The following is a 13,425-nucleotide window of genomic DNA, read 5'->3' on the forward strand; positions in this document are numbered from 1 at the left end:
GAAAACATGCCCGAAAACAGCGAGAAGCGTAAAGAATTGGAAGAAAAGATTCTTTCTAAACGCCAGCAAATTGAGTTTGAAAGAACTGATATGGATAACACCTTTGAATTTGCGGCGGAAAACCGGGAGAATCCGGATGTGATGGAAGAGTCGAAAAATTATGACGATCCGCCTGAAAATGTGATTGATAGCGAGGAAGTAAAGTCGCTGAAAATGGCAGAAAAAGAATTACAGGATTTGCTGGATCAATTGGAAGCTTTAAATAAAAGCTAGAAACTTTTCATTTTGGTTTCCAATAAATCTTTTGTCCTTTTTAGTTGAAAAATCACGTCCTTCCATTTTTTCTCCTGATGGATAAATGGATCATAATTAACCTGCAAATGTCCGACAACATTAAACTGGTCCTGCGACTTTTCCCGTACCGTGGAATTTAATCCCAGTAAATTGAACACATTCAGGATTTTGTTGGCGGTATTGTAAGGATACTCCTGCGTGGTGCAAAAAATCAGTGATCCATCTTTATAATAACATTCAATATTTTTCATGGCTGGTAATCAAATTGATCTGAAACAAGATTACAAAAGATCATACCAGCCTTTAAACTATTTACGACGGCCTGAAATTTGGGACGGATTTACACCAGCATATTTTTTAAATGCTGTTGAAAAATGCTGAGCGTGCTCATAACCAAGCACATCTGAAACCTCTTCGACGGTCATGGAACAATCCAGCAACAACTTTTGGGCATAATCCATCCGCAATTTCCGCACATATCCAAAAACCGTTTCCCCAAACAAAGCCTTAAAGCCTTTTTTTAATTTAAATTCATTCAGCAGGCAGACACGGCTCAGTTCCGTCAATGATAAGTCTTCCAAAAAATGGGTTTCCAGATACATTTTTAATGTCAGCAGCTTTTCCTGCTCGCCGGGTTTCAATGCTTCTTCAATCTTATTGTTTGAAGAAAACTGGTCCATTTGCAGCGCAAGTAATTCCAGGATTTTTGACTGGATCATGAGATTCCTCATAGGCCCGCTCCACCTGGATTCCCGGAGTTCGTGTATCAGCCGCTGCATATTCGGAGTGGTATCTAATGTTCCGGTAATGCCCGAAAAGGGCCGGTTATGCTGAATGTTGCGATGCACCATTTCGCTCCATATATTATTGCAGCCCAAAGCCTGGAGAAAAAAATTCTTTTCCAGACTGACGTGAAACATTTCCACGGACGCATTTACGCCGACCTTATTGACAAATCCGCCTTCCGGCGAAAAAACGAGGTTGTGCTTTGCCGGACGCATATTCAGCTCGTGGCCGATCCCCGCAAAACGCGTATCCAGGTTGCCGCTCACATGGAAATTGATATTGATATTTTCGGAAGAAACACTTTCATGGACTTCAACCGCCTGCGCAGTCTGCCAGCGCAAATTCATGATGTGCATGTGCGGAAAAAGCGAGTTTTTAAAGCTGATCTTGCCTATTTTATCGTGGTAACCGCTTGTAAAATCGGTGGGAGACTCGGACACTAACCTGGCATCGAGGGATTGCAGCTTTCGTAGACTGATGAGGTCAATGATTTCGTCGGATTGAATGACCATGGCTTAAAGTGTCAGGAATATTGAAGCAGCAAAAATATTCCTATACCAAAAGCGGAGAAAAAACAATTTAGCGAACGGACTGAATCGCGTTTCAAAATCCGTTCGCCTGGATTTTTCAGTTATTTCCGAGCGCAATCGGCTTGTCATTCCGCGACCATTCGCTCCACGAGCCTACATATAATGCTGCGCCGGAGAGCCCGGCTTCGTCCAGTGCCAGTAAGGTGTGACAGGCAGTGACGCCCGAGCCGCAATGTACGATCACGTTTCCGGGCTTGCGGTCGCCCAGAGCTTCCTTGTATTTTGCTGCTAATTTATCTGGTGAAAGAAATTCTCCCTGCTCATCCAGATTACTTGTATACGGAATATTTTCCGCTCCGGGAATGTGGCCGGCCACCAGATCAATCGGTTCACTTTCACCTATGTAGCGATAATGTTCGCGGACATCAATCACCATAAAATCTTTTTCTGCGGAAGTTTTTGATACCAGGTCAATGTCAACCAGCGGCCACTTCCAATCTGAGATCGGATAAACCGTCGCTTCCGAAACATTGAATTCACCCTGTGTTACCGGCAATCCCGCATTTTTAATTGAATCCAATCCACCGCTCACAACATATACTTTTTCATGGCCGGCCGCTTTCAGCATCCACCAAAATCGGGCAGCAGCATTCGCACCTTTTTTGTCATCATAAACCACGACTGTCCTCTCGGGTGAAATCCCGAGTTTTCCAAGAAACACACCAAATGTCGCCGGCAGGGGCAGCGGGTGGCGGCCTCCATCGGCTGCATTAGCCGATTTCTCCGAAAGATCTGTCTCCAAATCTGCGAACAATGCGTGTTCCAAATGCCCGGCCTGATACCGCTCCCTCGCATCCCCACCCCCTCTGGCATCCACAATTACCGGATTTTCATTTTCAATAACCGACCTAAGTTGCTCCGTGGTGATAATGTTCATAGCTTAAAAGCTTGTTTTTTTGGGTTATAAAGAAAGTTACTTTTTGTGAGATAAATGATAATTTGGCGCTCTCAAAAGCCATGATTTGAATGCATACCGAATTTACCTCCGAAGATTTAGCACAACTTCCTGCACTTCAACCGCCTACCTGGGGAAATCTGATCCCAAGATTTGAATATTTTATCAAATCGGAACATTGCAAGCCGATCAAAATTGCTGAAAACGGAGAAGTTGTGGCGATCGGGACCAGCATTTTGCACGGCGACACAGCCTGGCTGGCCTGCATTATTACGCATCCGGAACATCGTAAGAAAGGATTAGGAAATGCGATGACATTGAGCCTGATCAGTGAACTTGACCGTGCAAAATATCCAACCATTTATCTGGACGCGACGGAATTTGGCTTTCCGGTTTACCTTAAAATCGGTTTCGAATTGGAGGAACTTTACCTGCATTTCAGGAGAGAAAAGCCTTTGTTAGAACATGTTATCTCCAAACAGATTCTACCTTCTGAAGAAAAATGGAAAGCAGGGATTTTTGAAGTTGATAAAATAGTTTCTGGGGAAGAAAGATCCGGCGTACTTTCTGATTTTCTTGCCAACGCTTTCGTTTACGTAGAAAACGCTCAGGTTTTGGGCTACTACATTCCGGATTGGGGAGATAATCCGATTATGGCCGTTACCAATCAAGCCGGACTTGAATTGATGAAATTGCGTAATCAGACCAATGATGAAGCCAGATTACCGGAATCTAATATTGCAGCGATCCAGTTTTTAAAGGAAAATGGCTTCACGCAATTTCAAACCTCGCGCAGGATGTTTTTGGGGACAAAAAGAATTTGGAAAGCGGACAAGATTTTTAACAGGATCAGCGGGCAGCTTGGATAATCACCGAAGCACCATTTCACTAATTCGCGAAAATTCTGTGTGCGGCGCCATCGCTTTTACAATACCTTTTTTGTCGACCAGGATAAAATAGGGCGTTTCGCTGATCTTATATCGGTGATTAAAACCGTAGGAATTGGGCACAGGAATAAAGCCACAGTTGCGTTTCGGGATCGCTTCAAAACATTCTTCCTGGGTATTCAGCGTAGTTCCCAGCGAAACGATCTCGATCCCCTTCTTCTTATTTTCGTCTATAAAACTGGAAATCACCTTCGTACTCGCCAATGTATACAGCGGTTTTTCATATTTCACCCAGAAGCCTAGCAGGATATACTTGCCTTTTAATTTTTCAGAATTGTACTCTTTCCCGTCCAAACCCGTCATCACAAATGGCGCCAGCGGCTCGCCGATTTCCGGCATTAAATCCTCGTTCTCCATCACAGCACCATTATCCTGGATCAAAAGCTGACTTTTCCTGATAACTTCAAATGACGACGGCTTTCCGTATTTATCGAAAATCGGAACAGTCCGGTAAGTGCCCGGATTTCGCTTCAACATTTCATCATATACCTCGTAGCTGATACGCTTGCCCGTCGCGTGGTTGATGATAACAGTCTCCCGGTTCATCACAAACTGCTGACTAACTTTTCCATTATACCGCGTCACTTTTTCCTCCGATGGCTGGCAAAATGCGAGGCCCGAAAGCATGGAAAAGAGCAATAAAAATGGAATTCCGGAAGTATGAATTTTCATCCGAAACGAAAATTTTAAAGAGAATGATTGTATTAGTATCAAAGATTTGATATTTTAGAGCACAAAATCGAACGCCTCAACGTTCCTATAACTGAGAATCGGGCCTTGATATTTTAGGCAAAAATAACTTAATGAAAATTTAATATGTTCGACAGGATTCGGGAAAAGCTGGGAATATTGGCTGATGCGGCGAAATACGATGTGTCTTGCTCGTCGAGCGGAAGTAATAGAAAGAATGAGAATAAAGGTTTGGGCGACGCGGAGGGCACGGGTATTTGTCATACGTATACCGAGGACGGCAGGTGTGTTTCGCTACTCAAAATCCTGCTGACGAATCACTGCATTTTCGACTGCGCCTTTTGCGTTTCACGTCGCAGCAATGATATCAAACGGGCTGCTTTTACGGTGGAGGAAGTGGTGGAGCTGACAATGAATTTTTACCGGAGAAATTATATTGAGGGACTTTTTTTAAGTTCGGGGATCTTCAAAAACGCGGATTATACGATGGAGCGGCTTGTGCGGATCGTCAAAAAACTGCGGGATGAAGAGCGTTTTAATGGATATATACATTTAAAAACGATTCCCGGCGCAAGCGAGGAATTATTGAAAGAAGCCGGAATGTATGCCGACAGGATGAGCATTAACCTGGAAATGCCTACGGAAACCGGCCTGAAATTGCTGGCGCCTGAGAAATCGCATGAGGAAGTAAAAAAGCCGCTTAATTTCATTCAGAAAAGTATTGCGACTTTCTCGGACGAAAAAGCGATTATTAAAAGCGTCCCGAAATTTGTTCCAGCAGGCCAGAGCACACAGATCGTGATTGGTGCGACGCCGGATACGGACAAAGAAATCATGCATACCGCGAATGCTTTTTATAAAAATTTCTCTTTAAAAAGAGTTTACTATTCCGGCTACATCCCGATCAGTTACGATAACCGGCTGCCCGTGATTGGCACCCAGCCCCCTTTAATTCGCGAAAACCGGCTTTATCAGGCGGATTGGCTGATGCGTTTTTATGGTTTCAATGTGCAGGAAATTGTGAATGATGCTTACCCAAATCTGGAAGTGGATGTTGATCCGAAACTCAGCTGGGCGCTGCGGAACCTCGAACAATTTCCGGTCGATATCAATACGGCGGATTACCGGATGATCCTGCGCGTTCCTGGCATCGGTGTGACGTCGGCTTTGAAGATTGTACAAGCCAGGAAATTCGGAAAATTGCGTCAGGATAATCTGAAAAAAATTGGCATTTCATTTAATAAAGCCAAACATTTTATCCGGTATGCCGACAGTCCGATGCAAATGCAGGATTTCGAGGCCGGGCATCTTAAAGGCATTATACTTTCTGAAAGCCATAGCAAATACCAGAAAAAACCCATCAGCCAGCTTTCGCTTTTCTAAATGGAATTTTATGTATTTGACGGAACGCTGGAAGGTTTGCTGACTGCCATCTTTTATGCCTATCAGAATAAAGTGAAGGTGGTAAAACTGGTCAGCGAAGAACATTATATGCCCGATGTTTTCGACCGTAGATTTACGGTGATCAGCGAAGATGAAAAGGCAAAGAGGGTTTGGAAAGGATTGAGGGCCAAGCTGAATAAAGATTGGATGCTGCGGATGTATAAATCATTTCTTTCTGAACAGCCCGGCGCGTATCAGGATATTTTCGAATTCGCCAGGTATATCATTGACAATCCGGCCGGGGCGGAAGAAAATTACGGCAATACTTATGTGCTGGCCGTCTCGCAAATGGCGCAAAAAGTACATCGTGAGAAACATCGGATGGAAGCATTTATCCGGTTTCAGAAAACTACCGACGGAACATTTTATGCACATATCGAGCCCGATTTCAATGTGCTGCCGCTACTGATCGATCATTTTAAAAAACGGTACGCAGACCAGAAGTGGATCATTTACGACCTGAAAAGAAAATATGGCCTTTTCTACGATCTGGAAAAAGTGCAAGAGGTCACTTTTGACTTTGCTACCGAAATGTCGTCCAACCTGAATGCACTTCCCGCGCAGCTGCTTGATCCGAAAGAAGAATTGTACACGGTGCTTTGGAAAGATTATTTCAAGAGCACAAACATTCCAACCAGGAAGAATATGAAGCTGCATATCCGCCACGTTCCGAAGCGTTATTGGAAGTATCTTTCTGAAAAACAAGATTTTGAGTAGTAGTACTACACTTCGCAAGTTTGTACTATAAGAATTATCTACTTTACTAACTACGTTGTAGAATTTGTAAATATTTTTAGAATTTTCAGGATGTAGTAATTATTAAATGGCTGCCCAAAACGATTATTTGGTAGTAGTCGGGCGCAACGAACGGATACATTTGTCATGTCTATCGGCTTATCAGCCGAAGTATTCCTCACATACAAATGTTATCTATTATGAAAAAAGTCACATCACTAATCCTGCTGATCGTGTCCTGGTCGGTGGCGTCTGCTCAACTCCTCATTGATGAAAACAAGTACAACATTGATGAATCCCGCCACTTGATCGTATGCAACCAGTTGCCGGACGTAGGTCAGAATCCCACGCTGCCGATCCAGCTGAAAATGGGGACGCGGACCTTTACATTTCCGCAGTTGGTACAGAGTTTAAATTTTTCAACAAAATTCACGGTAACAGAAAATGGTAATACGTTTGCGCTCTATTTTTCCAAATTTCCGCTAGTCAATTTTAACATTGCCGACCCCGGCAAGATCAATCCCGACGATGAAATTCCGGGAAGTTTGACCATCGCCGATCCTGCCACCGCTGTTTTGAATTCCAATATGGCGATCCGAATCAGAGGTAACAGCTCAACTTTTTTCCCTAAAAAAAATTACCGTGTCCAGTTTAAGGATGCAAACGGCAAGAATAGAGACGAGTCGATTCTCGGTTTGAGAAGCGATAAACGCTGGCTGTTTTTTGGAATGTGGAATGAAGAGATCCGCATGAACAATGTGATTTCCCACAAGCTCTGGATCGATATGCATAAAGTTTACTATGCGGACCAGGAGCCGAAAGCATTGTCTTCGATCCGGATGAAATACGTGGAAGTTTTTATGAATAAGTCATATATCGGGCTGTATGCGGTGGGCGAAGATATGGACAGGAAGCAGCTGCAACTTAAAAAGGAAGATAGCAGCGGTTCACGCGGCGAACTTTTCAAAGCAGACGATTGGTCTTTGTCATCCAGCTTTGGTGGGATGGGCGGCCCGAAACCGGCTTCTGGCACAACCGACTGGCAAAATTGGCAGCTCGAATACCCGGATGTGAGTGACTGGACCAATCATTATAATTTCCTGAAATCCATGATCGAAACTTCGGATGATGAATTTAAAAATACGGTCTGGAATAATCTCAAACAGGAAAATGCGATTGATTATTTCATTTTTTTGAATCTGCTGCGGGTCGAAGACAATACGGAAAAGAATTTTTTTGTGGCGAGATATGATCAGGGTCAACCGTGGTTTTTCGTACCCTGGGACCTGGACGGGACCTGGGGCTACAAACCAGATGGCACCCGGGCCGGCGGCGCTGATGGCGAGCGGACTAATAATTTATTCAAACGTTTGATAAAGCTGGATCCAGACGGATTTAAAAACAAACTGGCCACCCGGTATTTTGCGCTACGCCAGACTTTACTTTCAGAGGCCGCATTAAAAGAGCGGTTTAATACCAATTTCGATCAGCTCAATGCTAATCTGGTTTACGAGCGAGACAACATAGTTTCGCAAGATAAATACGGACAGTCCGATCGCTCAGGCGGATTGAATTATACATTGTCTTACATCACGCAGCGCCTCGCCTGGCTGGACAAATATTTTTGCCCGCTGCTTACCTCCGGCAACTGCTCGGACGCACCAACAACTTCCGAGCCGGTCGATGTATGTCTTGAAGCGGAAAATTCAAATGGTAACGGTTCCATCAGCGGTGACCCGAATGCTTCCGGCACTTTGACGCGGGGCGATCAGGACAATTATGACCGGTATGTTGATTACGTAGTTAATGGTGTTCCGTCAGCCGGGACCTATAAGCTGAAAATCACGTATTTCGCCAGCGGAACACCGACCGTCCGCATTTTGGTCAATGGTAACCCGGTGATTTCGTCGGTGCAATTGCCTTCGACGCATTCCTGGAATATTGTCAACCGGGAGCAGGAAATGGACATCGCGCTGGTGCAGGGAAATAATACGATCCGTATTCAGGGATTGCCCGGAGCGGCATTGCGCCAAGACAAAATCTGCGTGACCGGAGCTGGAACGACTACGCCGCAACAACCAGTGACCTGCAATTTCAGCATCACAGCCGGTGCTTCAACCACCACCCCATCGTGCTCAACGGCATTTTCGCTAACCGCAGGATGCTCAGGCGGCGACTGCGATGCGGTAAGTTATCAGTGGACAGGAAACGGGATTAATCAGACTGGAAAATCGGTCAACATCACTTCACCTGCTACCAATGGAACATTTATCTATCAGTTAACTACCTCTAAAACGGGTTGTGAAAATAAAAATGCCAGCATTTCCGTGGCGGTGTCCAGCTGCCAACCCCCTACTGAAGATCCGGGCTCAGAAGATCCAGGCACCGGGGAGCCACCGACCGGACAACCCATCAATGTTTGCGTAGAAGCTGAAAACTCCAATGGTAATGGTTCAATCAGCAGTGATCCGAATGCCTCCGGTACATTGACACGCGGTGATCAGAATAATTATGACCGCTATGTAGATTATGTTGTAAATGGTGTTCCATCCGCTGGAACTTACAAGCTGATAATCACCTATTTCGCCAGCGGAACACCGGCTGTACGCATTTCAGTCAATGGTAATACGGTAACCCAGTCGATGCAGTTACCTTCGACACACTCGTGGAATATCGTCAACCGCGAGCAGGAAATGAACATTGCGCTGGTGCAGGGGAATAACACAATCCGCATCCAGGGACTGTCTGGCGCGGCACTGCGCCAGGATAAGATCTGCGTAATCGGCGAAGGAACAATGACACCGCAGAATCCGGTGACTTGCAATTTCAATGTCACAGCCGGCGCATCCACCACTACCCCATCCTGCTCTACAGCATTGACATTGACCGCGGGATGTTCAGGTGGGGATTGTGACGCGGTAAGTTATCAGTGGTCCGGAAATGGTATTAATCAATCCGGAAAATCGATCAACATAACTTCGCCTGCTATCAACGGGACATTTAATTATCAGTTAACTGCTTCCAAATCAGGTTGCAGTAACCAAACGACCAGTGTTTCTATCACGGTTTCAAATTGTCAGCCCACTACGGAAGATCCAGGTTCCGAAGACCCGGGTACTGAAGAACCGACCGGGCAGCCGATTAATGTTTGTCTCGAAGCCGAAAATTCAAATGGAAACGGACCTATCAGCGGCGATCCGAATGCTTCGGGCAGGAAAACGCGTGGTGATCAGAACAATTTCGATCATTATGTTGACTATGTGGTTGATAATGTGCCTGCTGCCGGAACCTATAAGTTGAAAATCACCTACTTCGCGAGTGGCTCGCCGTCGGCACGTATTTCGGTAAATGGCAATACGGTAATCCAGTCGGTGCAGCTGCCTTCGACTTACTCTTGGAACATTGTAAACCGGGAGGAGGAAATGAACATTGCACTAGTAAAAGGTAGCAACACAATTCGGATCCAGGGATTGTCCGGACCTTCGCTCCGCCAGGACAAAATCTGCATTATGGGTGGCGGAAGTTCGGCGCGAATGAGCATGGAGCAGCCAGTTGCCGAACACGCAACATCCGAAGAGAAGCTGCTGGTTTTCCCGAATCCTTCGCCAGCTGATTTTGAGGTCAATTTCAATCTGGAAAAAGGGAAAGAAGCTACGCTCGTCGTGACTGACATTCAGGGCAGGATTTGGTTAACCAAAAAGTTAAAAGGAAATGGCAGGCACCATGAAAAAATCAGCTTGCCCGGTGCAACTTCCGGCGATTACCTGCTCATCATCAGAAACGGAAATGTGATCGAGAGAAAGAAACTGCTACTGATGCATTAATAACACCTGACTGATTTTTAGAGGCTGGACCAAAATCCAGCCTCTTTTTTATTTGCTTTTTCCGTCCAGCCAATCTTTTCTAAACTTCTTCATTTCCTCCGTCACGGGCAGGTTTGCGGTTTCGTTGAGCTCCACCCACAATCTCGGATTTTCAATCAATGTGAGCATGCCAAGTTTCACCTCGCCTCTGTGCGTGTAATCGATCGAAACTTTCTCACCGGGTTTATAGGATTTAAGCAGAGCCAGCATGGCGGCTTCCGACCCTACCGTTTTGCCATCAATTTTCAGGATCTGGTCATCGATATCCAGCCCGGCATCATACAGCGGCGTACCAATAATGGTATTGCTCGCGATGGTCAGCTCGGCGCCTTCTTTGTAGCGTAGCTCCCCAATCCAAGCCTGGCCTTCAAACCGTCTTTTTACCCGCATTCCTGCCATTTGAAGCAAAGGAGCGTAGTTGATTGATTCGTGGCCGAATACATATTTTTTAAAAAAATCTGCGGCAAAAGCTTTGTCTTTGGAGTAAGTTTCGAGCACCGCCTGCAAGTCGGGAACATTGTAGGCAATTTCCGGTTTGCCATGTTTTTGCCAGACTGCTTTCATAAAATCGTCTAGCGTAAGGCCTTCTCTGCGTAATTCCAGATCAAGCGCCAATGCGATCGCGCCGCCATATGGATAGTAAGAAGTATAGGTATTTGGGTAATTTGTCTTGTCGACGGCCACGCCAGCATCCACAAAGACTGCCTGATTGCTCGCCTCCATGGGTGAAATGCGTTTAGCACCCACGGTATTTTCCTTGCTATTTACCAGGGCAGTCAATGTTTGACAGTATTCTTCCGGCGACTCAAAACCGGATCTTTCTACCAATAAACCGCCGTAGTATTGCGTGAATCCTTCCGCAAACCACAGCTCAAAACTCATATTGCTTTTTTCAAAATTAAATGGTTCCAATGTTTTCGGCCGGATGCGCTCAACATTCCAGGTGTGGAAAAATTCGTGCGCAAAAACGTCCAGCAGATTATTGGAGGCATTAAAAGTAGTAGGAATGGAAATCATCGTGCTGTTGCGATGCTCCATACCGTCGCCTTTTACATAAGGATTAATGCTGGCCAGGAAGGTATAATAACCAGGATCAAAAGCCGGAAACTCACTAAAAACCGCCTGCGCTTCCTGCGTAATGCGTTTCACCTTTGAGGCAAAACCAGTTGCCAGTGAATCATTCGCAGTAATTTCCATTGCCAGCCTGAACTGCGATTTTTTCTGCCCCGGATTGTCCAGCGTCCACTCCTTCACGATCAGCTTACCAATTTTAATAGGCGAATCCATGAGGTATTGCAAATCGGGTGCGGTGAAAACCTGAGCATCCTTGGTGATTTTTAGCTGCGTGGCAATCGTCCATTTTTTATCCTGAGGAACATTAAATTTGACCTCAATCGGCGCTTTCTGCAATTCCTTCACCCACAAAAACGTGGCTGGTGAATTTAAATGAATGCTGTTTTGATCGATCCCTGCATAGGTACCGTCGGGGTGGTTGGCGTACAAAGTGTACTGTACTTTGGCGAAACCATTAATGCCCGAAATTTTATAAACATCCCCGTCAACCCGCTCAATCGGCAGCTTTGCGCCAGACTTATCCGACGCGGACACCTGGTAAATATTTTTTCCGAACTCATGCGTCGCATATCTGCCCGGCGAGGATCTGCTCATACGAAATGTCAGTTCCTTTTGCGGCGCGTCGGTCACGGTTACCGCAATGCTGGCTTCGTGGTGCACCAGATTTGGGAATGACAATTCGTAACTGATTTTTTGCGCATCTGACAAGTGCGAGACTGCCAGCAGCGTACAGAGATAATATAACTTTCGGTTCATTTTGAGGTGTAAAAATGGATCATGTGCCGGCTCAATTTAAAGCATAACTTTTATATTTTCCTGCCGGGCATCTGTTTGAAGGTTATTATTACTAATTTTTCCGTTCCAAATCCTTTTTAAAACTGAAAATTTCCTGGTATCCGATGAAGAAATTATTTCTTTTTGCTGCTCTCATTCTTTTAAATGTTTACCAATCCAGAAGTCAGTCTAAAACACTTTTTAATGGTAAAGACCTGAAAGGGTGGCACATAGATGTTCCCGAAATGGACAAAAACCCGAACGCGAGAAATCCGTTTTTAGTCAGAAACGGTTTGCTTGTGAGCCTCGGCGAGCCGGGCGGCCACCTCATTACCGATGCCAAATACGATAACTTCCGCTGGACATTTCAGTACCGATTTGCCGGCAAGCCTGGTAATTGTGGCGCGCTGGTGTTCGTATCAAAACCCAGGGACTTGTATGAAATGTTTCCAAAATCCATCGAAGTGCAGATGATGCACGAAAATGCGGGAGATTTCTGGTGTATCCAGGAAGACATTACGGTGCCGGATATGGAAAAAAGACGCGGCCCGAAGGAAAAATGGGGTGTCAATGGTGACAAGCTCAGAAGGGTACCTAACCTGACCGACGGAACCGAAAAGCCACTCGGAGAATGGAATTCGATGGTGATTGAATGTGTTAAAAACTCAATCAAAGTGTGGCTGAATGGTGTGATGGTCAACTATGGTTACGACGCCACGGCGCAAACCGGCCAGCTTGCATTGCAGTCCGAAGGTTCCGAAGTTGAGTTCAAAGAGATCAAGATTACGCCTATCAAAGCATTGTCCAAATAATGTCCAAATTCGCTTCCAACAGAATTTTCAGGAATATTCTCATTTTTATTATTCTGGTCGCAAACATTGGCTGCGATCAGATTTCAAAGAATGTTGTCAGGCAAAATATCGGCTTTTACGAAACACGCAGGATCATTCGGGATTACTTTACGATCACGTATGTCGAAAATCCGGGTGCATTTCTGAGCCTGGGCAGCGGGCTTCCCGATGCTGCGAAGATCATTATTTTGTCCGTGATTCCCCTGATTGCGCTGACATTCGGGATTCTTTACATTTTTTTAAAAAAGAATTTAACATTGCTGAGTGCGCTGGCACTTAGCTTCGCCATCGGCGGCGGGATCGGCAATATTTACGATCGATTGGTGCACGGCTCGGTAACGGATTTTATGCACATCAACCTGGGCTTTTTCCAGACCGGCATTTTTAATATGGCCGATGTTTCAATAATGACGGGCATGTTTATTTTTTTGATCCAATCGTATTCCAGGCAAAAGGCACGAATGTTCAGGTAGGTTACAATTT

Annotated in this window: 12 protein-coding genes; 7 read left to right on the plus strand and 5 right to left on the minus strand. The window is 45.3% G+C overall.

From position 1 onward, the window contains the following. Positions 1–6 precede the first annotated feature (6 nt). Positions 7–273: a hypothetical protein gene (locus tag FEN17_RS05715; RefSeq protein ID WP_138364315.1), complete on the plus strand. Its 267-nt coding sequence runs from the start codon at positions 7–9 to the stop codon at positions 271–273. Here the strand turns inward: FEN17_RS05715 and FEN17_RS05720 are convergent. The 3 genes from FEN17_RS05720 to FEN17_RS05730 all read right to left on the minus strand — a co-directional run bounded on the left by FEN17_RS05720 (position 270) and on the right by FEN17_RS05730 (position 2,547). Then, positions 270–545, minus strand: a complete 276-nt coding sequence (locus FEN17_RS05720; protein ID WP_138364316.1) for a hypothetical protein — start codon at positions 543–545, stop codon at positions 270–272. The genes FEN17_RS05715 and FEN17_RS05720 overlap by 4 nt on opposite strands. Before the next feature lie 57 nt (positions 546–602). Beyond that, positions 603–1,592 (minus strand): helix-turn-helix transcriptional regulator, encoded by a 990-nt coding sequence (locus tag FEN17_RS05725; RefSeq protein WP_138364317.1) that lies wholly within the window; start codon positions 1,590–1,592, stop codon positions 603–605. Positions 1,593–1,707: 115 nt separating this feature from the next. Then, positions 1,708–2,547, minus strand: coding sequence for a sulfurtransferase (locus FEN17_RS05730; RefSeq protein ID WP_138364318.1), 840 nt, complete (start codon positions 2,545–2,547; stop codon positions 1,708–1,710). A gap of 89 nt (positions 2,548–2,636) precedes the next feature. Here FEN17_RS05730 and FEN17_RS05735 point away from each other — a divergent pair, with 89 nt between their 5' ends. Continuing rightward, positions 2,637–3,434, plus strand: a complete 798-nt coding sequence (locus FEN17_RS05735; RefSeq protein ID WP_138364319.1) for a GNAT family N-acetyltransferase — start codon at positions 2,637–2,639, stop codon at positions 3,432–3,434. On the opposite strand, the gene FEN17_RS05740 is transcribed toward FEN17_RS05735, so the two are convergent. Continuing rightward, on the minus strand, positions 3,435–4,184 hold the full coding sequence (locus tag FEN17_RS05740; RefSeq protein WP_138364320.1) for a thioredoxin family protein: 750 nt from the start codon (positions 4,182–4,184) through the stop codon (positions 3,435–3,437). A gap of 144 nt (positions 4,185–4,328) precedes the next feature. Here FEN17_RS05740 and FEN17_RS05745 point away from each other — a divergent pair, with 144 nt between their 5' ends. From FEN17_RS05745 to FEN17_RS05755, 3 genes are all read left to right on the plus strand, one after another. Then, complete coding sequence (locus FEN17_RS05745; RefSeq protein WP_138364321.1) at positions 4,329–5,585, plus strand: putative DNA modification/repair radical SAM protein; 1,257 nt, start codon at positions 4,329–4,331, stop codon at positions 5,583–5,585. After that, a complete protein-coding gene (locus FEN17_RS05750) occupies positions 5,586–6,362 on the plus strand; it encodes a TIGR03915 family putative DNA repair protein (protein WP_138364322.1) in 777 nt (258 codons plus the stop codon). 218 nt (positions 6,363–6,580) lie between these two features. Then, a complete protein-coding gene (locus tag FEN17_RS05755; protein ID WP_171037846.1) occupies positions 6,581–10,204 on the plus strand; it encodes a CotH kinase family protein in 3,624 nt (1,207 codons plus the stop codon). Between the two features lie 48 nt (positions 10,205–10,252). Here the strand turns inward: FEN17_RS05755 and FEN17_RS05760 are convergent, their stop codons facing one another. After that, positions 10,253–12,073 carry a M61 family metallopeptidase gene (locus FEN17_RS05760; RefSeq protein ID WP_138364324.1) on the minus strand — a complete coding sequence of 607 codons (1,821 nt, stop codon included), beginning with the start codon at positions 12,071–12,073 and terminating at the stop codon, positions 10,253–10,255. A 143-nt stretch (positions 12,074–12,216) separates the two neighbouring features. On the opposite strand from FEN17_RS05760, the gene FEN17_RS05765 reads away from it, so the two are divergent. Next, positions 12,217–12,903 (plus strand): 3-keto-disaccharide hydrolase, encoded by a 687-nt coding sequence (locus FEN17_RS05765; protein ID WP_138364325.1) that lies wholly within the window; start codon positions 12,217–12,219, stop codon positions 12,901–12,903. Continuing rightward, entirely contained in the window at positions 12,903–13,415 is a 513-nt protein-coding gene (lspA, locus tag FEN17_RS05770; protein WP_138364326.1) for a signal peptidase II, read from the plus strand. Before FEN17_RS05765 ends, lspA begins: the two co-directional genes overlap by 1 nt. Positions 13,416–13,425: the final 10 nt, after the last annotated feature.

Origin of the sequence: Dyadobacter luticola (assembly GCF_005860805.1) — a bacterium.
Taxonomy (GTDB): Bacteria; Bacteroidota; Bacteroidia; order Cytophagales; family Spirosomataceae; genus Dyadobacter; species Dyadobacter luticola.

Excerpts from the sequence above, each read along its gene's own strand:
- FEN17_RS05760 (WP_138364324.1), bottom strand. The coding sequence starts at position 12,073 with ATGAACCGAAAGTTATATTATCTCTGTACGCTGCTGGCAGTCTCGCAC.
- FEN17_RS05720 (WP_138364316.1), bottom strand. The coding sequence starts at position 545 with ATGAAAAATATTGAATGTTATTATAAAGATGGATCACTGATTTTTTGC.
- FEN17_RS05730 (WP_138364318.1), bottom strand. The coding sequence starts at position 2,547 with ATGAACATTATCACCACGGAGCAACTTAGGTCGGTTATTGAAAATGAA.
- FEN17_RS05755 (WP_171037846.1), top strand. The coding sequence starts at position 6,581 with ATGAAAAAAGTCACATCACTAATCCTGCTGATCGTGTCCTGGTCGGTG.
- lspA (WP_138364326.1), top strand. The coding sequence starts at position 12,903 with ATGTCCAAATTCGCTTCCAACAGAATTTTCAGGAATATTCTCATTTTT.
- FEN17_RS05725 (WP_138364317.1), bottom strand. The coding sequence starts at position 1,592 with ATGGTCATTCAATCCGACGAAATCATTGACCTCATCAGTCTACGAAAG.
- FEN17_RS05715 (WP_138364315.1), top strand. The coding sequence starts at position 7 with ATGCCCGAAAACAGCGAGAAGCGTAAAGAATTGGAAGAAAAGATTCTT.
- FEN17_RS05765 (WP_138364325.1), top strand. The coding sequence starts at position 12,217 with ATGAAGAAATTATTTCTTTTTGCTGCTCTCATTCTTTTAAATGTTTAC.
- FEN17_RS05740 (WP_138364320.1), bottom strand. The coding sequence starts at position 4,184 with ATGAAAATTCATACTTCCGGAATTCCATTTTTATTGCTCTTTTCCATG.
- FEN17_RS05745 (WP_138364321.1), top strand. The coding sequence starts at position 4,329 with ATGTTCGACAGGATTCGGGAAAAGCTGGGAATATTGGCTGATGCGGCG.
- FEN17_RS05750 (WP_138364322.1), top strand. The coding sequence starts at position 5,586 with ATGGAATTTTATGTATTTGACGGAACGCTGGAAGGTTTGCTGACTGCC.
- FEN17_RS05735 (WP_138364319.1), top strand. The coding sequence starts at position 2,637 with ATGCATACCGAATTTACCTCCGAAGATTTAGCACAACTTCCTGCACTT.